This window comes from Leifsonia sp. ZF2019, from assembly GCF_019924635.1.
Lineage (GTDB): Bacteria > Actinomycetota > Actinomycetes > Actinomycetales > Microbacteriaceae > Leifsonia.
In genome coordinates this window covers 2610599-2631905 of record NZ_CP065037.1, presented here as the reverse complement: position 1 = coordinate 2631905, position 21307 = coordinate 2610599, and the positions used below count along the sequence as shown (strand labels likewise).

Annotated in this window: 22 protein-coding genes; 17 read left to right on the top strand and 5 right to left on the bottom strand. The window is 71.9% G+C overall.

Annotated features, from left to right (window positions below; translation table 11 throughout):
- Nucleotides 1-83 precede the first annotated feature (83 nt).
- The 7 genes from IT072_RS12865 (at nucleotide 84) to IT072_RS12835 (ending at nucleotide 5817) form a co-directional block, all read left to right on the top strand.
- A complete protein-coding gene (locus IT072_RS12865; RefSeq protein ID WP_223357188.1) occupies nucleotides 84-1202 on the top strand; it encodes a histidinol-phosphate transaminase in 1119 nt (372 codons plus the stop codon).
- The gene (hisB, locus tag IT072_RS12860) at nucleotides 1199-1801 is read left to right on the top strand and encodes an imidazoleglycerol-phosphate dehydratase HisB (RefSeq protein WP_223357186.1); all 603 of its coding nucleotides are present in this window, start codon (nucleotides 1199-1201) and stop codon (nucleotides 1799-1801) included. The genes IT072_RS12865 and hisB overlap by 4 nt, the downstream gene beginning before the upstream one ends.
- The gene (hisH, locus tag IT072_RS12855; protein ID WP_223357184.1) at nucleotides 1798-2439 is read left to right on the top strand and encodes an imidazole glycerol phosphate synthase subunit HisH; all 642 of its coding nucleotides are present in this window, start codon (nucleotides 1798-1800) and stop codon (nucleotides 2437-2439) included. Before hisB ends, hisH begins: the two co-directional genes overlap by 4 nt.
- 59 nt (nucleotides 2440-2498) lie before the next feature.
- Nucleotides 2499-3245 (top strand): bifunctional 1-(5-phosphoribosyl)-5-((5-phosphoribosylamino)methylideneamino)imidazole-4-carboxamide isomerase/phosphoribosylanthranilate isomerase PriA, encoded by a 747-nt coding sequence (priA, locus tag IT072_RS12850; protein ID WP_223357182.1) that lies wholly within the window; start codon nucleotides 2499-2501, stop codon nucleotides 3243-3245.
- Nucleotides 3229-4086, top strand: a complete 858-nt coding sequence (locus IT072_RS12845; protein WP_223357180.1) for an SseB family protein — start codon at nucleotides 3229-3231, stop codon at nucleotides 4084-4086. The genes priA and IT072_RS12845 overlap by 17 nt, the downstream gene beginning before the upstream one ends.
- 185 nt (nucleotides 4087-4271) lie before the next feature.
- Nucleotides 4272-5117 carry an endo alpha-1,4 polygalactosaminidase gene (locus tag IT072_RS12840; RefSeq protein WP_223357178.1) on the top strand — a complete coding sequence of 282 codons (846 nt, stop codon included), beginning with the start codon at nucleotides 4272-4274 and terminating at the stop codon, nucleotides 5115-5117.
- A gap of 85 nt (nucleotides 5118-5202) precedes the next feature.
- A complete protein-coding gene (locus IT072_RS12835) occupies nucleotides 5203-5817 on the top strand; it encodes an NADPH-dependent F420 reductase (protein ID WP_223357170.1) in 615 nt (204 codons plus the stop codon).
- Between the two features lie 28 nt (nucleotides 5818-5845).
- Here IT072_RS12835 and IT072_RS12830 read toward each other — a convergent pair whose 3' ends face one another.
- Nucleotides 5846-7102, bottom strand: coding sequence for an MFS transporter (locus IT072_RS12830; RefSeq protein WP_223357168.1), 1257 nt, complete (start codon nucleotides 7100-7102; stop codon nucleotides 5846-5848).
- 92 nt (nucleotides 7103-7194) lie between these two features.
- On the opposite strand from IT072_RS12830, the gene IT072_RS12825 reads away from it, so the two are divergent.
- The 6 genes from IT072_RS12825 to IT072_RS12800 all read left to right on the top strand — a co-directional run bounded on the left by IT072_RS12825 (nucleotide 7195) and on the right by IT072_RS12800 (nucleotide 13509).
- Nucleotides 7195-8088 (top strand): LysR family transcriptional regulator, encoded by an 894-nt coding sequence (locus IT072_RS12825; protein WP_223357166.1) that lies wholly within the window; start codon nucleotides 7195-7197, stop codon nucleotides 8086-8088.
- On the top strand, nucleotides 8085-8300 hold the full coding sequence (locus IT072_RS12820; protein ID WP_223357164.1) for an SCO4848 family membrane protein: 216 nt from the start codon (nucleotides 8085-8087) through the stop codon (nucleotides 8298-8300). Before IT072_RS12825 ends, IT072_RS12820 begins: the two co-directional genes overlap by 4 nt.
- A gap of 149 nt (nucleotides 8301-8449) precedes the next feature.
- Entirely contained in the window at nucleotides 8450-9013 is a 564-nt protein-coding gene (locus IT072_RS12815) for an HhH-GPD-type base excision DNA repair protein (RefSeq protein WP_223357162.1), read from the top strand.
- A gap of 64 nt (nucleotides 9014-9077) precedes the next feature.
- A complete protein-coding gene (locus IT072_RS12810; RefSeq protein ID WP_223357160.1) occupies nucleotides 9078-12584 on the top strand; it encodes a TM0106 family RecB-like putative nuclease in 3507 nt (1168 codons plus the stop codon).
- A complete protein-coding gene (locus IT072_RS12805) occupies nucleotides 12581-12994 on the top strand; it encodes a helix-turn-helix transcriptional regulator (protein ID WP_223357158.1) in 414 nt (137 codons plus the stop codon). Before IT072_RS12810 ends, IT072_RS12805 begins: the two co-directional genes overlap by 4 nt.
- A gap of 89 nt (nucleotides 12995-13083) precedes the next feature.
- Nucleotides 13084-13509: a VOC family protein gene (locus IT072_RS12800; protein WP_223357156.1), complete on the top strand. Its 426-nt coding sequence runs from the start codon at nucleotides 13084-13086 to the stop codon at nucleotides 13507-13509.
- 10 nt (nucleotides 13510-13519) lie between these two features.
- Here the strand turns inward: IT072_RS12800 and IT072_RS12795 are convergent, their stop codons facing one another.
- The 3 genes from IT072_RS12795 to IT072_RS21275 are packed head-to-tail and all read right to left on the bottom strand — an operon-like array spanning nucleotide 13520 to nucleotide 15925.
- Nucleotides 13520-14416 (bottom strand): sucrase ferredoxin, encoded by an 897-nt coding sequence (locus IT072_RS12795; RefSeq protein WP_223357154.1) that lies wholly within the window; start codon nucleotides 14414-14416, stop codon nucleotides 13520-13522.
- A 10-nt stretch (nucleotides 14417-14426) separates the two neighbouring features.
- The gene (locus IT072_RS12790; protein ID WP_223357153.1) at nucleotides 14427-15677 is read right to left on the bottom strand and encodes a cupin domain-containing protein; all 1251 of its coding nucleotides are present in this window, start codon (nucleotides 15675-15677) and stop codon (nucleotides 14427-14429) included.
- Entirely contained in the window at nucleotides 15677-15925 is a 249-nt protein-coding gene (locus IT072_RS21275; protein WP_263282045.1) for a BatC protein, read from the bottom strand. The genes IT072_RS12790 and IT072_RS21275 overlap by 1 nt, the downstream gene beginning before the upstream one ends.
- 203 nt (nucleotides 15926-16128) lie before the next feature.
- Here IT072_RS21275 and IT072_RS12780 point away from each other — a divergent pair, with 203 nt between their 5' ends.
- From IT072_RS12780 to IT072_RS12770, 3 genes are read left to right on the top strand one after another with little or no spacing between them, the layout of a single operon-like run.
- On the top strand, nucleotides 16129-17097 hold the full coding sequence (locus tag IT072_RS12780) for a MetQ/NlpA family ABC transporter substrate-binding protein (protein WP_223357152.1): 969 nt from the start codon (nucleotides 16129-16131) through the stop codon (nucleotides 17095-17097).
- 4 nt (nucleotides 17098-17101) lie between these two features.
- Nucleotides 17102-18127 (top strand): methionine ABC transporter ATP-binding protein, encoded by a 1026-nt coding sequence (locus IT072_RS12775; protein WP_223357147.1) that lies wholly within the window; start codon nucleotides 17102-17104, stop codon nucleotides 18125-18127.
- Nucleotides 18124-18783 (top strand): methionine ABC transporter permease, encoded by a 660-nt coding sequence (locus tag IT072_RS12770; RefSeq protein WP_223357145.1) that lies wholly within the window; start codon nucleotides 18124-18126, stop codon nucleotides 18781-18783. Before IT072_RS12775 ends, IT072_RS12770 begins: the two co-directional genes overlap by 4 nt.
- An 81-nt stretch (nucleotides 18784-18864) precedes the next feature.
- On the opposite strand, the gene IT072_RS12765 is transcribed toward IT072_RS12770, so the two are convergent.
- Nucleotides 18865-20124 (bottom strand): citrate synthase, encoded by a 1260-nt coding sequence (locus IT072_RS12765; protein ID WP_223357143.1) that lies wholly within the window; start codon nucleotides 20122-20124, stop codon nucleotides 18865-18867.
- Between the two features lie 15 nt (nucleotides 20125-20139).
- On the opposite strand from IT072_RS12765, the gene IT072_RS12760 reads away from it, so the two are divergent.
- Complete coding sequence (locus IT072_RS12760) at nucleotides 20140-21282, top strand: citrate synthase/methylcitrate synthase (protein WP_223357141.1); 1143 nt, start codon at nucleotides 20140-20142, stop codon at nucleotides 21280-21282.
- The last annotated feature ends 25 nt before the right edge of the window (nucleotides 21283-21307 follow it).

The following is a 21307-nucleotide window of genomic DNA, read 5'->3' as shown; positions in this document are numbered from 1 at the left end:
GACCAAGTACGAGCACTGAGCAGCGCGATCGACCGGGCGTCATACGGGGGAGTCGTGCCGGTCGACCTGGCTAGCATGGAGTGGTGACCTCCCTTTCCGATCTCCCGATCCGTGATGACCTGCGTGGACGGACGCCGTACGGTGCCCCGCAGAAGTCGGTTCCCGTCGCTCTCAACGTGAACGAGAACACGCATCCGGTGCCGGAGGACGTCGCGGCGGACATCGTCTCCCGCGTCGCGGTCGCCATCACGGGCGTCAACCGCTACCCCGACCGCGAGTTCACGGAGTTGCGCGAGGCCTTCGCGCGCTACCTCGGCCACGGCCTCGACGCGAGCCGGATCTGGGCGGCGAACGGATCCAACGAAGTGCTGCAGCACATCCTGCAGGCGTTCGGAGGGCCGGGCCGCAGCCTGCTCGGGTTCGCCCCGACGTACTCGATGTACCCGTTGCTCGCATCCGGCACCGGCACCGACTGGATCGCCGGGCCGCGCGACACCGACTACGAGCTGACGCCGGAGACCGCCGCGGCGGAGATCCGCCGCACCGACCCCGACATCGTCATCCTCTGTTCGCCCAACAACCCCACCGGCACCCCGCTGGGCCTCGCGACGATCGAAGCCGCGTATGACGCGGCCCGTGGCATCGTCGTCGTGGACGAGGCCTACGCCGAGTTCATGCCCGAGGGAGAGCCGTCCGCTCTCGCTCTGCTCGACGGGCGCCCCCGTCTCCTGGTCTCGCGGACCATGAGCAAGGCCTTCGCCTTCGCCGGCGCCCGCGTCGGCTATCTCGCCGCCGACCCGGCCGTCGTCGACGCCCTTCGTCTGGTGCGCCTCCCGTACCACCTGTCGGCGCTGACCCAGGCGGCGGCGGTGGGCGCCCTCGCCCACGCGGACGAGATGCTCGCGATGGTGGGGGAGATCCGGCAGCAGCGCGACCGGCTCGTCGTCGAACTCGCGGCCCTGGGATACGCGCCGCACCGCAGCGGCAGCAACTTCGTGCTGTTCGGCGGAGTGGAGGACCCGCACGCGGTCTTCGAGGCGCTGTTGGAGCGCGGCATCCTGATCCGCGACGTGGGCATCCCGAACCACTTGCGGGTAACCGCGGGGACCGAGGCAGAGACCACCGCCTTCCTGGAGGCGCTGGCCGCGCTCGGGCGCCCGTCCGGCAGCGCGTCCGCCGTCCCAGTAAACTCGCAGTCATGACCGATCGCACCGCCAGCCTGCAGCGCGAGACCAGCGAGTCGAGCATCGAGCTGAGCCTCGACCTCGACGGGACGGGCGTCTCCGAGATCGCCACCAGCGTCCCGTTCTACGACCACCTGCTCACGGCGTTCGCGAAGCACTCGCTGACCGACCTGCGCGTGCGCGCGAACGGTGACACGCAGATCGACGTGCACCACACCGTCGAGGACGTCGGCATCGTGCTCGGTCAGGCGATCCGTCAGGCGCTCGGCGACAAGAGCGGCATCTCCCGGTACGGCGATGCGCTCGTGCCCCTGGACGAGGCCCTGGTCCAGGCGGTCGTCGACCTCTCCGGCCGCCCGTACCTGGTGCACGGCGGTGAGCCCGCCGGGTTCGAGTTCCACCTCATCGGCGGTCACTTCACGGGCTCGATGGTGCGTCACGTCTTCGAGGCCATCTCCTTCAACGCGGCCATGACGACGCACGTCACCGTCATCGGCGGGCGCGACCCGCACCACATCGCGGAGGCGGAGTTCAAGGCGTTCGCGCGTGCGTTCCGCCAGGCGAAGGCGCTGGATCCGCTGGTGAACGGCATCCCGTCGACCAAGGGCGCGCTGTGACGGCTTCCGGCACACCCGACGTCGTCGTCTTCGACTACGGCTCCGGCAACGTCCACTCGGCCGTCAAGGCGCTCGAGGCGGCGGGCGCGAACGTGGAGCTCACCGGCGACCGGCGGCGTGCGCTGGAGGCCGACGGCCTGCTGGTGCCGGGCGTCGGTGCCTTCACCGCGGTCATCGACGCGTTGCGCGCCTCGCACGGTGACGAGGTTATCGACCGTCGGCTCGCGGGCGGTCGACCGGTGCTCGGCATCTGCGTCGGCATGCAGGTGCTGTTCGAGCGCGGCGTCGAGCACGGCGTCGAGACCGGGGGGCTCGGAGAGTGGCCGGGCACCGTCGGGCTGCTGGAGGCCGAGGTCGTGCCGCACATGGGCTGGAACACGGTGGACGCCCCAGAGGACTCCGTGCTGTTCGCCGGCCTGCGCGATGAGCGCTTCTACTTCGTCCACTCCTACGCCGCGCAGGACTGGACGCTCGAGGTGACGGGGCCCTTCCCGAGGCCGCGCGTCACCTGGGCCGAGCACGGTCCGCGCTTCGTCGCCGCGGTCGAGAACGGCCCGCTGAGCGCCACCCAGTTCCACCCCGAGAAGTCCGGCGTCGCCGGCATCCAGCTGCTGCGCAACTGGATCGGCACCCTCTGAACCCGCCTCTCGGCGCATCATCCGTCCCGCTGTTCCGCGGGCCCGAACGAGGAAACACTGTGAGCGAATTCAACAAGACGCCGAAGCTCGTCCTGCTCCCGGCCGTCGACGTGGCGGACGGCAAGGCTGTGCGTCTGACGCAGGGCGAGGCCGGCAGCGAGACCAGCTACGGCGACCCGGTCGACGCGGCCGCCGAGTGGGCGGACGCCGGCGCGGACTGGATCCACCTGGTCGACCTCGATGCGGCTTTCGGCCGCGGGTCGAACCGGTCGCTTCTCAAGAAGGTCATCCGCCAGGTCAAGGGCGTCAACATCGAGCTCTCGGGCGGGATCCGCGACGACGAGTCGCTGGAGCAGGCGCTCGAGATCGGCGCGACGCGCGTCAACCTCGGCACCGCCGCGCTGGAGAACCCGGAGTGGGCCGCCCACGTGATCGGGCAGTACGGGGAGGCGATCGCGGTCGGGCTGGACGTGCGCGGCACGACGCTCGCCGCGCGCGGTTGGACGCGCGACGGCGGCGACCTCTGGCAGGTCCTCGACCGCCTCGAGGAGGCCGGCTGCGCCCGGTACGTCGTCACCGATGTGACCAAGGACGGCACGTTGCGCGGACCGAACATCGATCTGCTGCGTCAGGTCATGGACCGCACCGAGCGCCCGGTCGTCGCCTCCGGCGGCATTGCGAACCTCGACGACATCGCCGCCCTGCGCGAGCTGGTCCCGCTGGGACTCGAGGGCGCCATCGTCGGCAAGGCGCTGTACTCCGGCGCGTTCACGCTCCCTGAGGCGCTGGATGTCGCGGGCTACTGACCCGGACGACGGTCAGGACGCCGCGGCGGCGCGCCCGCCCGCGACGCCGACCGAGCAGGGCGCCGACCGCCTGCGGAGCTTCGCGGCCTCGCTCGCCGACTCCGCCGGGCAGCCCTGGGACGGGCGGCATTTCGACGACAACCCGTTCGGCGACGACGACGGAACGGCGCCCCCCGCGCTGCTCGGCGCCCTCGCGGCGTTCCGCGCGGGAGAGGTCGGACCCGAGGCGGTCGTGCACGTGCTCGGGGAGTCCCGCCTCCTCATCCCGCTCGTAGCCGAACTCGGTGACGAGGGCACGACCGATGCCGGACTGACGGTGGACAAGTCGCAGGAGCTGTCGATCGTGACGGTCTCCGGCCCGGACGGCCGGAGCGTCCTGCCGGTGTTCTCGTCCGTGACGGCGATGCAGACCTGGAATCCCGCCGCGCGTCCCGTCCCTGTCGACGGCCGTCGAGCCGCGCTCGCCGCGGCCTCCGAGGAGACGGAACTGATCGTCCTCGACCCGACCAGCGAGACGGAGTTCGTGTTGCGGCGGCCCGCGGTCTGGGCCGTGGCGCGAGGGCGACGCTGGCTGCCGAGTCACCGCGATCCCGAGGTGTCCGCCGCCTTCGACGCGTCGATCGCGACAGAGCTCGGGGTCCACGCCGTGCGGTTGGACGCCGGCGACCCCGACCACCGGTTGCGGGGGGAGGAGCTCGTCGTGCGGCTCGCGCTGGCCACCGGCCTGACCAGGGAAGAACTGGACGTCATCCTGGCCCGGCTCGCCCAGCGCTGGGCCGCGGACGACGTGATCGCGACGCGCGTGGACTCCCTCCGGGTGCAGTTGGTGGCGGCGGACTGAGCGATCACGACGGTCGGGCGGCGGTCCCGAATCGTCGGTCCGATTGAGCGTTTCTTGCGTCGGCCCGCGCGCCCCTCGTATCCTGAGCGCGCCGTGGAGAGCCCTACCGGCGGTCAGGGGAACGATCGCCGGGCGATACGCCAGAGATCACGCTCGAGGCGGGGCATCCGCAGATCGGAGCACCGATGCGTGCCTCATCTCGCACCATCCTCACCACCCTGCTGTCGGCCGGCGCGATCGCCGTGTCGGTCGTGGCAGGCGGGACGGCCGCCCAGGCGGCGACGGGGACACCGGCGCCGCCGCCGGTGAACGCCCAGTTCGACTACCAGATCGGCGGACCGTACACACCGGCGGCGTCCGTCGGGATCGTCGACCGCGATCACACCGCCGCCCCGGTCGCCGGGAAGTACAACATCTGCTACGTCAATGCGTTCCAGACGCAGCCCGACGACACCACGACGTGGGCGGGCGCGAACGACGACCTGATCCTCCGCAACGCGAAGGGCGTCAAGGTCGGCGACCCGGAGTGGAACGAGTACCTGCTCGACACGTCCACCGCGGCCAAGCGCACCCGGATCGCCGCGATCGTGAACGGCTGGATCGACGAGTGCGCCACCAAGGGATTCCAGGCGGTCGAGCCGGACAACCTGGACTCCTGGACGCGCTCGAAGAGCGGCGGCAAGCAGCTGCTCACGAAGCAGAACAACGTCAACCTGGCGACGCTCCTCGCCGCGCACGCGCACCAGAAGGGCCTCGCGATCGCGCAGAAGAACACGACGGAGCTCGGGTCGGCCGGCAAGAACACGGTCGGCTTCGACTTCGCGATCGCCGAGGAGTGCCAGTACAACACGGAGTGCGACGCCTACACCTCGGTGTACGGGAACAACGTCATCGAGATCGAGTACACCGACAACCCCCGCTCCGCGTACACCCAGGCGTGCGCCGCGCAGGGCAAGAACATCTCGGTGATCCTCCGCGACCGCGACGTGGTCGCGAAGGGGAACAGCGCCTACCGCTACGAGTACTGCTGAGCGATCGGCCGCAGACGGACCGGGTGCGGACGTGCGATCGTCCGCACCCGGTCCGTCGGACGGGGATCGACGGAGGGGAGGACAGGTGAGGATCGGCATCCTCGGCACGGGCGCGATGACCGCGGCGCTCGGCCGCCGGCTGTCGGCCATCGGGCACGACGTCGTCATCGGGTCGCGGGATCCCGTCCGGGCCGAGACGCTGGCCCGCGAGATCGGCGCCAGCTCCGGGACCGACCTGCTCCACGCGGCGCAGAGCGACGTCGTCATCGTCGCGGTACGGGACACGGCCGCTCTCGAGGTCGTGGGCGAGCTCGCCGGCGAGCTCGCCGGTCGGGTCGTGCTCGACCTGGGCAACCCGATCGATCCGCCGCATTTCGAGAGCCGCTACGGGGCCGGGCCGTCGCTGGCCGAGCGGATGGCGGAGGCCGCGCCCGGCGCGATCGTCGTCAAGGCCTTCAACACGGTCTACGCGGAGCACCTCGCCGGAGACGGGAGTCCGCAGGTGCTGGTGGCCGCCGACGACGGCCCGGCGAAGACGCTCGTCACTGAGCTCGTCGTCGCGATCGGCTGCGAGCCTCTCGATGTCGGCGCGCTGCGCGTCTCACGGCACCTGGAGCAACTGGCCGGCTTCGAGGTCGACCTCGTCGAGGGCGGCTACGCTCGTGCGACATCGCTGCGGGTGATCGACCTGCCCGGCTGACGCCACGCCGGCGGATGGCCGCCGCCGGTCAGGCGGTGCGCAGCATCCGCAGTCCGCCCACCAGGGCCAGCACGCCGACCGCCGCGACGAAGACGATCAGGACGGGGACGAGCGGCCACACGATCAGGGCGACGCCCACCAGGAGCACGGGCAGGGCGAGACCGATGTAGGCGACCAGGAAGATCGCCGCCAGGACCTCGCCGCGTCGCTCGGGGGCGGAGAGCGCCGCCGTCACGCCGATGGCCGAGCGGAAGAGGAGGCCGACGCCCGCCCCGGCCAGGATGCCGCTCACCAGGAACGCCGCCAACGACGCGACCAGGACGCCCGCGGCGAGACCCGCGAGTCCGACGAGCATCAGCACCAGGGCGAGGGCCAGCTGGGCGCGCATCCGCAACCGCGCGAACACGATCTGCGACAGGGCGGAGGCGGCGAACACGGTGAACGGGACCGCGCCGGCGAGGAGGTGCGAGCTCTGGTGCAGGACGCCGGAGACCACACTCGGCGCGAGCGAGGTGAAGAGGCCGAAGACGGCGAAGCCGGCGAACGCGGCGACGGCGGCGGCGGAGAACGCGCCGCGCGCCGAGGCGGGGAGCGAGATCCGCTGCGGACGGTAGGCGGGGCGCTCCTCGGCCCGCTCCACCGTCTCGGGCACGAGCGCGACCGCGAGCGAGGCCAGTGCGAGCACGACCAGGAACACGACGTACGGCAGCAGCAGCGGAGCAGGGAGGAACTGCGCGAACGCGCCGCCCAGCAGCGGGCCGAGGGCGAGTCCGCCCGTGTTGACGACGGTGGAGACCGTCCCGGCCAGCTGGGGTCCTTCCTCCGGACGGGCGACCGCACGGAGCTCGCTGAGATGCGCCGTCGCGCTCGCGGTGAGAGCACCCACCCCCACACCGGAGAGCACGCGCGCGACGATCAGACCCGAGACGTCGTTCCACACCAGGAAGACGGCCGCGGCCAGGAGCTCGACCAGCAGGGCGATCAGGACCATCCTGCGGCGGCCGGCCCAGTCGCTCAGATGTCCGATGAGGAACAGGCTGGCGATGACCCCGACCGCGTAGGCGGCGAAGACGACGGTGATCACCCAGGTGGGGAATCCGTCCCGCGCCTGGTACAGCGCATAGAGCGGGGTCGGCACGGTGGAGAACGCCATCACCGCGAGGAACGCTGCGGCGATGACCCAGAATCCTGCACCGTGGCGGAAGCGCCAGCCGCCGGCGCGGCGGAGCGGAGCGGTGTGCTGTGCGGGGACGGAAGCGGTCTCGGGTTCGCGGATGGTGGTCATATGTGAAGAATGCACCGCCCCGGCAATCGAGTCCAACGGATAGAATCGATGCCTGTCATCGGAATGATCGATGGCCGCACTATCATGGGCCCATGGAGACCCGTCAGCTCGAATACCTCGTCGCCGTCGCCGAAGAGCTCAACTTCACGCGCGCGGCCGAGAGGGTGTTCGCAGCCCAGTCCACGGTCTCCGCCGGCGTCCGGGCCCTCGAGCGAGAGCTCGGCGCCGCCCTGTTCGAGCGCGATCCGCACGGGGTGCGGCCGACCGCGACGGGCGTCGCTGTGCTGGAGGAGGCCAGGGACGCGCTGCGGGCCGTCGAGCGCGTTCGGGATGCGGCGCGCGGCGACGGCGAGCTGCGCGGCGTCGTGCGGGTCGGCATCTTCACCAACCTCACGACGATCGACCTGCCGGGGATCATGGGGGAGTTCCATCAGCGGCATCCTCTCGTCGATCTGCGCCTCGGGCCGTCGCCCAGCGGCTCGACCGGGCTGGCGGAGGATGTGCGGCAGGGGCGGCTCGACGTCGCCTTCGTCGGCCTCCCGGATCGCCTGCCCGGGCTGCTCGAGCGCGAGCTGGCGGTCTCGCCGTTCGTGGCCGTGGTCGCGGCCGATCACGCGCTGGCCGGACGCCCGGAGGTGTCGCTGGCCGAGCTGGCGGACGAGCAGTGGGTCGACGCCCGCGCGGGGTTCGGCAACCGGGTCACACTCGACCGGGAGCTCGCCGCGCGCGGGATCTCGCGCCGTGTGCCGACGGAGCTGTCCGACCTGGGCGAGATCCCGCGGTTCGTCGCCGCGCGCCTCGGCGTCGCGGTCCTACCCGCTCTCACGGTGATCCCCGCCGCGGGTGCCGTCGTGATCCCCCTGAGGGAGCGCATCGAGTGGCGGCTGGACGCGATCGCGCGCCCGCGCCCGAGCACGGCCGCGCTCGCGATGCTCGACCTCCTGAGCGAGCGCTTCGGCCGGTCCCGTACGCTGGAGGCACGATGACCGTCTTCGCCGCCCTCGTCCTGTTCCTCAATGCCGCCTTCAACGTCTTCGCGTGGCCCCGCTTCTTCACCCGCGTCCGCCGGGACGCCCGAGCCCGCGACGCCGCAGGCAAGGCCACCCCGTTCCTCATCGTTCACGCGGTGCTCCTGGCGGTCGCGCTGCTGCTTGCGGTGCTGTCGGCGATCGCGGGGGTCGCGCTGCTGCTGCAGTGAGCGCGCGTCGTCGACATCGCCCTGCGGAGCGATCCCGCGCCGATCCGGAGTTGTACGCGCGGCGGCGCGAGAACGCCGTCTGAACGGCGAACTGAGCGGTGTGGCGGTGCGGCTTTCCGGAGCAGGCGGGTGCGTGGGACCATGAGGGCATGTCCCTCCACATCACGGGCGACGCCGAGGCGGACGCCCTTCTCGACAGTTCGCCGTTCGCCCTCGTGGTCGGGATGCTGCTCGATCAGCAGGTGCCGATGGAGACGGCCTTCGCCGGCCCGGCGAAGCTGCGCGACCGGCTGGGCGCACTCGAGCCCGCGCAGATCGCCGCGCTCGACCCGGACGAGCTGACGGCCGTGATGAAGCAGACGCCCGCCGTCCACCGCTTTCCCGGCTCGATGGCGGGTCGCGTGCAGGCGCTCGCCGCCGCGATCGTCTCCGACTGGGGCGGCGACACGGCCGCGATCTGGACGCGCGACGATCCGTCGGGCGCGGAGGTGCTGCGCCGTCTCAGAGCGTTGCCCGGCTTCGGCGAGCAGAAGGCGAAGATCTTCCTCGCCCTGCTCGGCAAGCAGAAGGATGTGCGGGCGCCGGGCTGGCGCGAGGCGGCAGGGGACTACGGTGCCGAGGGCTTCCGGTCGGTCGCCGACATCGTCGACGCCGCGTCGCTGACCCGCGTGCGCGAGCACAAGCGCGCGATGAAGGCGGCGGCGAAGGGCTGAGCCGCTCCGGGGGTGTCGGGGGTCCCCGGTAGGTTGAGGGGAGGTTCGACGGAAGGGGCAGCGCGTGTTCGTGCTCGACGGAGTCATCGTCACCAGCGCCAGCGATCTGACCGAGGCCTCCAAATGCGAGTTCGCGTTCCTGCGCTCGCTCGACGTCAAGCTCGGGCGCATCGAGAAGGAACGCGAGATCGAGGACCCGATGTACGTGCGGTCATCCCGGCTGGGCGACGAGCACGAGCACCACATCCTGGAGCGCTACCGCGAGACCTTCGGGAGCGGCGTGGCCGAAATCGCGCGCCCCGAGAATCTGACGGCGGACGCTCTGGCGGAGGCCGTCGCGCTCACCTCGGAGGCGTTCCGGTCCGAGGCCGAGGTCGTGTTCCAGGCGACGTTCTTCGACGGGGCGTTCGTCGGCTTCGCCGATTTCGTGGTGCGTCGTCCCGATGGCCGCTACCGCGTGCAGGACTCCAAGCTCGCCCGCAGTGCGCGCGTCACCGCGCTGCTGCAGCTCGCCGCCTACGCCGACCAGCTGCGCCGGCTCGGGGTGGACACCGACGAGACCGTCGAGCTGCTCCTCGGCGACGGATCCGTGAGCGAGCACCGGCTGTCCGACATCGAACCGGTCTATCGCAAGCGCCGCGCCCGTCTGCTCGATGTGATCGACGCGCATCTGGCCGATCCGGGTGCGGTCGCGTGGGGCGACCCCCGCTTCACCGTCTGCGGTCGCTGCGACACGTGCGACGCCGAGGTGCAGGCCTCCCACGACGTGCTCCTGGTCGCGGGGATGCGCGTCACGCAGCGCGACCGCCTGATCGCCGCGGGGCTCGGCACCATCGACTCGTTGGCCGCCTCCGACGGGCCGATCGAGGGGATCCCCGACGGCACGCTCGAGGGGCTGCGCGAACAGGCTCGGCTGCAGCTGCGGGCCGCACCGGGGGAGGCCCCTCCCGTCCGGGTCTACAACGCGCCCGTGCTCGCGGCCCTTCCGCAGCCCGATCCGGGCGACCTCTTCTTCGACTTCGAGGGCGATCCGCTCTACACGGAGGGCGCGGGCGAGCGCTGGGGACTCGACTACCTGTTCGGCATGGTCGACGTGGACGCCGAGTACACCGCCTTCTGGGGGCACGACTTCGCAGCCGAGCGGGTGGCACTGGAGGCGTTCCTCGCGTTCGTGCGCGAGCGCCGCCGACAGTACCCGCAGCTGCACATCTACCACTACGCGGCCTACGAGCAGACCCACCTGCTCGCGCTGGCCGCCCGCCACGGCGTCGGCGAAGAGGAGGTCGACGGCCTGCTGCGCGACGCGGTGCTGGTCGACCTGTACCCGCTGGTGCGCAAGGCCGTCCGGGTGGGGTCGCGCTCGTACTCGATCAAGAAGCTCGAACCGCTCTACATGGGCGACGAATTGCGCCACAGCGAAGTCACGAACGGCGCCGACTCGATCACCGAGTACGCCAACGCCCGCGACCTGCTGGCGCTGGGACGAGACGACGAGGCGCAGCCGTTGCTCGACGCGCTCGCCGACTACAACCGCTACGACTGCGTCAGCACCCTGCGCCTGCGCGACTGGCTGCTCGACCGCGCCGCGGAGAACAGCATCCCGGTCGGCGCGGCACCCGTCGACGACCTCGAACCCGCCCCGGAGGAGTCGCCGTTGCGCGCCGCCCTGCTCGGGTACGCGGGCGATCCGCTCGACCCGCACCGCACTCCCGATCGAGCGGCGGTCGCCCTTGCGGCGGCCGCGATCGACTTCCACCGCCGCGAGCAGAAGACCTTCTGGCAGTCGCACTACGCCCGCCTCATCCAGCCGATCGAGGAGTGGGCCGAGACCCGCGACGTGCTCGCCGTCGAGTCGGTGCAGGTCGTCCGCGACTGGCACCAGGACGACGGACAGCGTGTCGAACGCCGCGAGCTGCTCCTGAGCGGGCAGTGGGGAGCGGGGAGCGCCGTGCGCGTCAGCGAGCGCAGCGGGCCCTTCCTGCTCTACGAGTTCCCGGGGCCCTACCGCCAGCCGCGTGCCCAGCCGGGCTCGCGCACCGCCCGCACCGTCGCCGTGATCGGAGCGACCGACGACGGCTCCGTCGTGGTTCGGGAGACACTGCCGAAGGACGTCCTCCCGTACCGCAACACGCCCACGGCGCTCACACCCGCGGCGCCGCCGGACGCACGACGGCTGGGCGACGCGATCCGCGAGTGGGGCTCCGACCTCCTCGCCGCGCTGCGTGGCGGCACCTGGCCGGTCGATGCGACGGTCGATCTGCTGCGCCGCACACCGCCGCGCACCCGCTCGGGCCGGCTGGCCGACGAGGGGCCGGCCGACGGCGGCGGACGCATCACGGCGGTGGTGGCGAGCCTGCTCGACCTCGACCGCTCGTACCTCGCCGTGCAGGGGCCGCCCGGCACGGGCAAGTCGTACCTCGGCGCGCACGTCATCGCCCGGCTCGTCGCCGAGCACGGCTGGCGCGTCGGAGTGGTCGCCCAGTCGCACGCGGTGGTGGAGAACCTGCTCGACCGCGTCGTGGCGGCCGGGCTCGATCCCGCACGGGTCGGCAAGGCGGCGAGTGCCTCCGCCGCTCCCGACGTCGAGCGGGCCTACACGGTTCTCCCGTCGGACGCCCACCTGGTCTTCGCGGAGGACAACGCGGCGTCCGGCTTCGTGCTGGGAGGGACCGCCTGGGACTTCGCCAACCCCGGCCGTGTGCCGCGCGACAGCCTCGATCTCCTGGTCGTCGACGAGGCGGGCCAGTTCTCCCTCGCCTCGACCATCGCCGTCGGTGTCGCCGCGCGCAACCTCCTGCTGCTCGGCGACCCGCAGCAGCTGCCCCAGGTCAGCCAGGGCCGCCACCCCGAACCGGTCGACGGTTCGGCGCTGGGCTGGGTGAGCGAAGGGCACGACGTGCTGCCCGCCGCGTACGGCTACTTCCTCGCCGAGAGCCGCCGCATGCATCCGGCTCTGGCCGACGCGGTCTCCGTGCTCTCATACGAGGGGCGGCTGCACGCCCACCCCACCGCGAGCGACCGCGTGCTCGACGGCGTGGAGCCGGGCCTGCACCCCGTCCCCGTCGCGCACACCGGCAACGCGACCGCGTCGCCGGAAGAGGCGGCCGTGGTCCTCGAGCTCGTCGACACGGTGCTCGGGCGCTCCTGGACGGACCCGTCCGCCGGTGCGACCGACGCACCTCTCGCTCCCGAGGACGTCATCGTGGTCACGCCCTACAACGCACAGCTCGCGCAGGTGCGCACCGCGCTCGACGCCGCCGGGCAGACAGCCGTACGGGTCGGGACGGTCGACAAGTTCCAGGGGCAGGAGGCCGCGATCGCGATCGTGAGCCTCGCCGCCTCCAGTGCAGCGGACGCGCCGCGCGGCATGTCGTTCCTGCTGATGATGAACCGTCTGAACGTCGCGATCTCGCGCGCGAAGTGGGCGGCCTTCCTCGTCCATTCGCCCGAACTGTCCGAGTTCCTGCCGACGACCCCGGCGGGCGTCACCGAGCTCAGCGGGTTCATCCGGCTCGTGGAGGACATCCCCGCCTGGTCGCCGGAGGCCGCGCGGGTTACGGTGGAGGGATGAACCGCGAGGAGCTGCAGACGCTCGCGGCGCTCCGGCGGGCGCGCGATCTCATCGACCGCGACTACGCCAAGCCGCTCGACGTGCCGACCCTCGCCGCGCACGCCTACATGTCGGCCTCCCACTTCTCGCGCCGATTCCGCGCCGCCTACGGCGAGACGCCGTACAGCTACCTGATGACACGCCGCATCGAGCGCGCGATGGCACTGCTCCGCACCGGGATGAGCGTGACCGACGCGTGCATGACGGTCGGCTGCACGTCGCTCGGGTCGTTCAGCGCGAAGTTCAGCGAGCTGGTGGGGGAGACGCCCTCCAGCTACCGCTCGCGCGAGCACCTCTCCGTCACCGCGATGCCGGACTGCATCGCCAAGCAGCGCGTCCGTCCCGTGCGCGAGCACCAGCGGAGCAGCTGAGCCCGCCGGCGCCGGGGCGCGCACCGCACCAGGACGGGGCGAGCAGTTTTGGAGAAGCGCCTCCGGTGCCGCCTTCGTAGGGTGGAGCCATGAGCATCTCCGTGCACTTCGTCGACATCATCGCCACCGATCCCGCCGAGTCCCTCGCGTTCTATCGCGACGCGCTCGGCCTCGACGTCCTCAACGACGTCGCCTACGACGGCCACCACTGGATCACGATGGGGGTCGCCGGCGAGCCGGGCTCGCAGATCGTCATCTCCGACCCCTACGCGGGGCGCCCGCAAGCCGACGGCGATGCCCTCGCCGCCCTCGCCGCCAAGGGAACCCTGCCGGGCGTCGTCTTCAGCACCGATGACGTCGACGGCCTCTTCGAGCGCATCCGCGCGACGGGAGCGGAGGTGCTGCAGGAGCCGATCGACCAGTTCTACGGCTCGCGCGACTGCGCCTTCCGCGACCCGGCGGGCAACCTGGTGAAGATCCAGCAGTGGGGGATCGCGCAGTCGCAGCCCGCGTAGGCGCCCGCGCTCAGGCCCGGCGCACCGAGACCGGCACGAACTCTCGGACCCGGTGGGCGACGGTCGCCGCGCAGGTGCTGAGCAGCGGCTCCGAGAGGCGCTCGCCCACCTCGACCTCGACCGCTCCGCCGGCGTGCGCGAGGCGGACGGTCCACCCGTGCGGGTGCGCATGCTCCTCCAGCACGCGGAAGGCCTCGATCGCGTCGTCGCCGGAGTGGTCCCGGGCGAACGCCTCTGCCGCCTGCGCGACGGTCGAGAGCGCGGTGCGACCGCGCAGGTAGCGCGGATCGACGCGGCCCTCTGCGTATCGTGCGACCACCTGCCCGGCCTCGGCAGCGGGGACGCGCCCGTAGAGCAGTCCGTGCGGGAACACGATCATGGTCGCGGCGAAGCGGTCGCCCCCGAGGTGCGAGCACTCCCAGGTCTCGTCGGGATGCGCCGCCGCCAGCGCCTGCACCACCGGTCGTCCGCGGACGGCGCAGCACTGATCGTGCCGGGCGTGCGCGCACACCGCATAGACCGGGCGGTCGCTCGGAACGCCCGCGCTGCCGTCGAGCGGCAGCGCGAGCAGCTCCCGCTCCGTGTCCGCGCGTCCCCAGCGGATGGCGGCGCGCCCGGGACGAGCATCCACGAGGGCCCAGCGCCAGGACCGCTGGCCACGACGGTCCTCCGCTCGCAGCCCGGTGCGGCGGATCGCCAGCGGACGGATCCCCGCGGCTTCCGCCCGCGCCACCAGCGCTGCGCCCACGGCCGGGTCGAGGGCCGAGTCGAAGAAGGCGTGCCGCCCCCACCCGCTCTCGATCTCGACCAGCAACCACCGCTCGCCGAGGCCGGCGGTGCCCGCGAGCGGGTCGCCCCGTTCGCGGGCGCGGTCGCTGCAGGGGAGCCAGCCGGCCGCCGTCGTCATCGGGGGTCCGTCACGGTGCGATCACGACGACGCCCTCCCGCAGCAGTCGCCGTGCGACGACCACCGCGGACTCCGGGTCGAGGCCGGGGAGCTCGCCGACACGGACAGGACTCCCGTCCAGGAGCCGTTCGACGGCGGCGCGCGCCGCGATCGGGAGGGCGACGGTGCGGCCGGCGAGACGGATCGTCACCGTCTCGACCTCGACGGTGTGCTCGGGCCGGAGCCCGCTCCGTGCGGCGACGACGGTCATCCCGTCCAGGCGATCGGAGGCCGCCACCGTGGCGAGGGGGCGGACCGGTCCGGGAGGCGAGTCGCGACGCCGCCGCGCACGCAGCGTCGCCCCGACCGCCGCGGCGACGGCCGCGCGGCGCGCGGGATCATCGAGCGCCGCGCGGAGCGTGTCGAGGGCAGCCGACACTTCGGCGTCGACCGCGGCCTGGTCGTCCGGGTCGAAGCCCAGCGGCAGCGACGTGCGGAGGGCGGCGATGTCGGAGGCCTGCCCGACCGCGGCAGCCATCACCTCCTCGCGCGTGTACGCGGCGACCCCTACCGTGAGATGGATGGAGAGCTCGCCGAGCGCGGTCGCCGAGTGGATCCAGCCACGCGGCAGGTACAGGGCATCGCCCGGGCGGAACGTCTCGTCGATCGCGGGCGGCTCCTGCGCTCGGGCGGCGACGGCGGCACGGTGGTCTGTCCACGGCTGGCCGCGCAGCGGATCCGGGTGCACCGGCTCGTGGATGCGCCACTGCTTCTCCCCGGCGATCTGCAGCACGAACACGTCGTGCACGTCGTAGTGCGGGTCGAAGCCGCGTGCGGAGGCCGGTGTGATGTACGCGTTCACCTGACAGGGATGACCCAGCTCGGCGGAGAGCGCCCGCGCGAACTCCGCGATCGGCGCCCAGGTGCGATGCAGCCCCTGGAGCACGAGCGTGGTGCCCGCGGCGAGCTCGGCGAGCACGCGGTCGCTCGCGATCTGGTCGCCGATCTCGGCCCCGAAACCGCCACCGCCCGTGTAGCGCGCGGCGGGAAGCACGTCGCCCTCCTTCGCCATGCGGGCGAACGGGGTGCGGAGCGCCCGGTCGGCGACGAGTGTGTCCGCATCCTCCGCGCTGAACAGATCGGCGAAGCCGCCGTCGAGGTCGGCCGCGCGGGTGAACAGCGGCCGACGTCCCCAGTGGTCCGCCGCGAACGCGTCCCGCCCGATCGCCGTGCAACGCGAAAGCGCGGGCCGGTCGCCCGGCCCGCGCCCGTCCGTCGCCATCAAGCGGACCCGTCGGCTCCGCCGTCGTGGCCGCTGGGGTTGGCTCCGCCGTCGGCCGGGCCTTCGCCGGCCGATCCGTCGGCTCCGCCGTCGTGGCCGTTCGGGTTGGCTCCGCCGTCGGCCGGGCCTTCGCCGGCCGATCCGTCGGCTCCGCCGTCGTGGCCGTTCGGGTTGGCTCCGCCGTCCGCGGGGCCTTCGCCGCCGCCGCTGGCACTGGTGGTGATGTCGTCGTCGTCGATCGCGCCCATGGGGGCCTCCACTTCGCTCGGTGCCCGCCACACTACGCGCGCCGCCGCCTGCGTCATAGGGGTGTCCGGAACAGCGCGGGCGAGACGTCCCTCGTCACATTTCGGAATGCTTTTTGACCCTCCACCGGGCGGCTGAGAGGCTGGGTCCACCGGCGGACGAACACCGGTATCACATCCCCCCTTCACAAGAGAGAGGCACAGCCATGCCCGACGCCACCCCTCCTGCCGGTTCGCCGGCTCCGGCCCTGCCCGAGAAGCCGAAGAAGTCCAAGACCGGCTGGTTCGTCGGCATCGGCGTCGCGGTGGTCGCCGTCGTCGTGGCGGGCGTGCTCATCGCCGTCAACCTCGCGGGCACCGGATCCTCGCAGGCCGCGGGCTCGAAGAACGTCACGGTCAAGATCGGCACCACCGAGCAGGCCGCACCGTATTGGTCGATCCTCAAGAAGAAGGCGGCGGCGGAGGGCATCACCATCGACGTCGTCGGCTTCAGCGACTACACGCAGGCGAACCCGGCGCTCGCTGACGGGCAGATCGACCTCAACCTCTTCCAGCACCTGCAGTTCCTCGCGAACTACGACGTGCAGGCCAAGCAGGACCTCGTGCCCATCGCCTCCACGCTCGTCGTGCCGCTGCCGCTCTACTCGAAGAAGTACGACTCGGTCGACGCCATCCCGCAGGGCGCGCAGATCGCCATCCCGAACGACGCGACCAACCAGGCCCGAGCGCTCCTCGTGCTCCAGAAGGCCGGCCTCCTCACGCTGAAGGACGGCGGCAACACTCTTGCCACGCCCGCCGACATCGACGTCGCGGCCTCGAAGGTCACCGTGATCCCCGTCGACGCGGCCCAGACCGCCCCGGCGCTCAACTCGGCCGACGGCGCCATCGTCAACAACAACTTCGCGCTGACCGCGGGCATCGACCCGAAGTCCGCCATCTTCCAGGACGACCCGAAGTCCGAGACCGCCGAGCCCTACATCAATGCCTTCGTCGCCCGCGAGAAGGACAAGGACAACGCGACGTACCTCAAGGTCGCCGAGCTCTACCACTCGAAGGAGGTCACCGAGTCCGTTCTCGCCGAGTCGAAGAACACCGCGGTGATCGTCGACAAGCCGCAGTCCGACCTGATCGCGGTCCTCGACACCCTCAAGAAGAACATCGAGGCGGCGAAGTAGCACGGTGAGCCCCATCATCGAGTTCCGTGGCGTCACCAAGAGCTTCCGCTCGGGTGACGCCACGGTCACCGCCGTCGAAGACATCGATCTCGCCGTCGAGCGCGGCGAGATCTTCGGCATCATCGGCTACTCCGGTGCCGGCAAGAGCACGCTCCTGCGCCTCATCAATGCCCTCGAGCACGCGACCAGCGGCTCGATCGTCGTCGATGGCCGCGAGCTCACCGCGCTGAAGGAGCGCGAGCTGCGCAGCGTCCGCGCCGGGATCGGGATGATCTTCCAGCAGTTCAACCTGTTCCGTTCGCGCACCGTGTTCGGCAACATCGCCTATCCGCTCAAGGTGGCGGGCTGGCCGGCGGACGAACGCAAGACGCGCGTCGCGGAGCTGCTCGCCTTCGTCGGGCTGACCGAGAAGGCATGGGCCTATCCCGACCAGCTCTCCGGCGGCCAGAAGCAACGCGTCGGCATCGCGCGGGCGCTCGCGACGAATCCGGACATCCTCCTCGCCGACGAGGCGACCAGCGCCCTCGACCCCGAGACCACCGCCGACGTGCTCGCGCTGCTCAAGCGCGTCAATGAGGAGCTCGGCGTCACGATCGTCGTCATCACGCACGAGATGGAGGTCGTCCGGTCGATCGCCGACCGCGTCGCCGTGCTCGACTCCGGACGGGTGATCGAGCAGGGGAGCGTCTTCGAGGTGTTCTCCGACCCGCAGACGTCGACCGCTCGGCGGTTCGTCGGCACGGTACTCCGCAACCAGCCCGAGGCCGCCGACATCGAGCGGCTGCGCGGCAAGCACACCGGCCGTATCGTCTCCGCCCGCATCACCGACGACGGCCGGCTGGGCTCGGTGCTCTCGGATGCGGTCGGCCGTCACGGCGTGCGCTTCGAGATCGTCTACGGGGGCATCTCCGCGCTGCAGGGCCGCTCGTTCGGCAGCCTCACGCTCGAGCTGCTCGGTGAGCCGGCCGCCGTGGACGCGCTGGTCGCCGAGCTGCGCACCGTCACCGAGGTCGAGGAGGTCGCCGCATGAGCGACTGGTCCACTCTCTGGCCCGTCTATCTCGACTCGATCGGGCAGACGCTCTGGATGGTCGTCGTCACCCTCGTGCTCGGTGGCGTCTTCGGGCTGGTGCTCGGCGTGCTGCTCTACACCACCCGCAAGGGCGGCCTGCTGGAGAACACGGCGGTCTTCACGGTCCTCAACATCGTGGTCAACTTCATCCGCCCGATCCCGTTCATCATCTTCATGACCGCGATCGCCCCGCTGACACAGGCGGTGCTCGGAACGTTCCTCGGCACGCCCGCGGCGATCTTCCCGATGACCATCGCCGCGACGTTCGGCATCTCGCGGATCGTGGAGCAGAACCTGGTCACGATCGAGCCGGGCGTGATCGAGGCGGCCCGCGCGATGGGATCCCACCCGCTGCGCATCATCGCCACGCTGCTGATCCCGGAGGCGCTCGGCCCGCTCATCCTGGGCTACACGTTCATCTTCGTCGCGATCGTCGACCTGTCGGCGATCGCGGGCAGCATCGGCGGCGGCGGCCTGGGCAATTTCGCGATCGCCTACGGCTACCAGCGCTATGACTGGGCGGTGACCTGGATCGCGGTCATCACCATCGTCGTGCTGGTGCAGGCCGCCCAGTTCCTCGGCAACTGGCTGGCGCGCAAGGCGCTGCGGCGGTAGCGGCTGCTGCCGCTCGGGACGACGGCGTGTGCACACGCGGGCGCGGCCGTCCCGCGGCGATGCACGCGGTCGTCGACCGCGTCAGGTCGGGCCGGTGTAGCGGCCGACCGGTCGCAGTCGGAGCGGAGGCTCACGGTACTCCGCGAGCGCGTGCAGCACGAAGCCGATCGACCGCGCCGTGGCGAAGATCACCTCGCCGGCGTCATCGCGCATCCCGTGCGCGAGCGTGAGCGCGCCGAGTGCGAGGTCGACGTTCGGCAGCGCACCGGTGCGATCGCTCAGGAGGCTCGCCGCACTCCCGACCGCGGCGAGCACCGGACCGGCATCGGGGTCGCCGCCCAGCAGATCGAGGAGGGCTCTGGCCCGTGGATCCCCGTCCGGGTAGAGCGGTTGCCCGAACCCCGGGACCGGTCCACCGGTGCCGACGACGGCGTCGGCGACGACCCGTGCGGGTTCCTCTCCGTCGACCACCCGGGCGAGCAGGCGATGGGCCGCCCGGCTGGCGTTGCCGTGCAACGGGGAGTCGAGCGCGCCCATCCCGGCGACCACGACGCCGTATGGAGTCGCGCGCGCGGAGGCCGCGGCGCGGGCGGCGAGAGTGGACACGGCGAGGTCGTGGTCGATGAGCAGCACGAGCGCCGCGTCGAGGGCGGCGACCGCGCTCGGCGCGGGCGGCCCGGTGCGGAGCCGGCGGTGCAGGCGCAGTGCGAGCGGGTCGGTCTCGTGCTCACCCTCGGCCCGGAGGAGGGGGAGCGCCTCCACCATCCCGGCGACCATGCGCTCAGCCGCCCCGGCGACGCTCGCCGGGTCGAGGGAGGTCCGCAAAGGGTCTGCGGAGGCGAGGGCTGTCACCGCGATCAGCTGCCGGTCGCGGTCCCCGGCGGAGGCGGGCAGCGACTCCACCGCACGCCGGACGTCGGCCATTCCGGCGCCGGGGCGGAACCGGATCTCCGGCTGCCAGTCGCCGGTGAGCGCCCAGTGCGCGACCGTCTCGAAGCTCTCGGCGGCGAGATCGGTCGCGCGGCGCCCGCGGTAGTACAGCTCGCCGTCCTCGATCAGTGCGAAGTCCGTCTCGATCACCATCAGGGGGCGGCCCTCGGAGCGACCGCCCTGAGCACCGGCCGGCGCGTCGCGACGGCGGCGGGATGCGGCGAAACGCTCGACCTCCAGTGGGTCGAAGGTGGAGCCCTCCGCCGTCCGCACCCGGGTGAGGCGGCCGCGGGCGACGTAGGCGTACAGGGTCTCGAGCTTGACGCCGAGCCGCGTGGCGGTCTGCTCGGCGGTCAGCCGGGGGAGTGCATCCATGTTGATCCGATCAACGTTGACGTCGTGAAAATCCATGTTCACACTATCCTCATGGACCGGATGGACGACACCCTGATCGACGTTCCCCGTGGGCTCACCAACGTCGTCGCCGCGCGCACCGCGCTTGGCGACGTGCGCGGGCAGGAGGGGTTCTACCACTACCGGCGGCACTCGGCGGTCGACCTCGCCCGCGATCGCACCTTCGAGGAGTCCTGGTATCTGCTGCTGCACGGCGAGCTGCCGGGCGACGCGGAGCTCGACGCCTTCCGGGTCCGTGTCGCGGAGGCCCGCCGCGTGCCGGAGGAGGTCTCCGAGCTCCTGCCCGCGATCGCACGGCTCACCGCAGGCGATCCGTTGGCCGGTCTGCGGATGGCGCTCACGGCGGTCGCGGCGGCGGACGGCATCCGTCCCGTCTACGACGAGGACGCGGGCGCCCGGCTGCGCGACGCGATCCGCGTCGCCGCGATCACCCCGGTCCTGCTGGCCTCCCTGCACGCGCTCGCCGGGGGGAGTCGGCCGCTCGCGCCGCGGGACGACCTCGGCCATGTCGCCGATTACCTCTTCCTCCTCACCGGGGAGGAGCCCGCACCGGAGCACGAGCGCGCCCTGAGCACTTACATGACCGCGGCGATCGACCACGGCTTCAACGCGTCCACCTTCACCGCTCGCGTCATCGCCTCGACGGGAGCGGACCTCGCCTCCGCGGTCGGCGGCGCCCTCGGCGCGCTCTCCGGGCCGCTGCACGGTGGTGCGCCCAGCCGCGCGCTCGACACGCTCGACGCGATCGGCACGCCCGACCGCATCGACGAGTGGGTCACCGCCGCCGTGCGCTCGGGTGATCGCATCATGGGCTTCGGCCATGCCGTCTACCGCACCGAGGACCCGCGCTCCCGGATGCTGCGGGATGTCGCCCTCGGATTCGGCGGTGCACGCGTGGACTTCGCGGTGCGCGTCGAAGAGCGCGTGCAGCAGCTGCTCGCCGAGCTGAAGCCCGGCCGCGAGCTGCACACCAACGTCGAGTTCTACGCCGGCATCGTGATGGAGCTCTGCGGCATCCCGCGCCCGATGTTCACGCCGACCTTCGCCGCCGCGCGCGTCGTCGGCTGGACGGCGCACGTGCTGGAGCAGGCGGAGGACGGCAAGATCTTCCGACCGTCAGCGCGCTACGTCGGTCCCGATCCGGTGCGGGCCTGAGCACAGCATCCGCGGTTGTGCGCCG

Bases quoted from the DNA above. Each gene is read 5' to 3' on its own strand.
- hisB (WP_223357186.1), top strand. From the start codon at position 1,199: ATGACCGATCGCACCGCCAGCCTGCAGCGCGAGACCAGCGAGTCGAGC.
- IT072_RS12845 (WP_223357180.1), top strand. From the start codon at position 3,229: ATGTCGCGGGCTACTGACCCGGACGACGGTCAGGACGCCGCGGCGGCG.
- IT072_RS12840 (WP_223357178.1), top strand. From the start codon at position 4,272: ATGCGTGCCTCATCTCGCACCATCCTCACCACCCTGCTGTCGGCCGGC.
- IT072_RS12830 (WP_223357168.1), bottom strand. From the start codon at position 7,102: ATGACCACCATCCGCGAACCCGAGACCGCTTCCGTCCCCGCACAGCAC.
- IT072_RS12825 (WP_223357166.1), top strand. From the start codon at position 7,195: ATGGAGACCCGTCAGCTCGAATACCTCGTCGCCGTCGCCGAAGAGCTC.
- IT072_RS12820 (WP_223357164.1), top strand. From the start codon at position 8,085: ATGACCGTCTTCGCCGCCCTCGTCCTGTTCCTCAATGCCGCCTTCAAC.
- IT072_RS12815 (WP_223357162.1), top strand. From the start codon at position 8,450: ATGTCCCTCCACATCACGGGCGACGCCGAGGCGGACGCCCTTCTCGAC.
- IT072_RS12805 (WP_223357158.1), top strand. From the start codon at position 12,581: ATGAACCGCGAGGAGCTGCAGACGCTCGCGGCGCTCCGGCGGGCGCGC.
- IT072_RS12800 (WP_223357156.1), top strand. From the start codon at position 13,084: ATGAGCATCTCCGTGCACTTCGTCGACATCATCGCCACCGATCCCGCC.
- IT072_RS12795 (WP_223357154.1), bottom strand. From the start codon at position 14,416: ATGACGACGGCGGCCGGCTGGCTCCCCTGCAGCGACCGCGCCCGCGAA.
- IT072_RS12790 (WP_223357153.1), bottom strand. From the start codon at position 15,677: ATGGCGACGGACGGGCGCGGGCCGGGCGACCGGCCCGCGCTTTCGCGT.
- IT072_RS21275 (WP_263282045.1), bottom strand. From the start codon at position 15,925: ATGGGCGCGATCGACGACGACGACATCACCACCAGTGCCAGCGGCGGC.
- IT072_RS12780 (WP_223357152.1), top strand. From the start codon at position 16,129: ATGCCCGACGCCACCCCTCCTGCCGGTTCGCCGGCTCCGGCCCTGCCC.
- IT072_RS12770 (WP_223357145.1), top strand. From the start codon at position 18,124: ATGAGCGACTGGTCCACTCTCTGGCCCGTCTATCTCGACTCGATCGGG.
- IT072_RS12765 (WP_223357143.1), bottom strand. From the start codon at position 20,124: ATGGATTTTCACGACGTCAACGTTGATCGGATCAACATGGATGCACTC.
- IT072_RS12760 (WP_223357141.1), top strand. From the start codon at position 20,140: ATGGACCGGATGGACGACACCCTGATCGACGTTCCCCGTGGGCTCACC.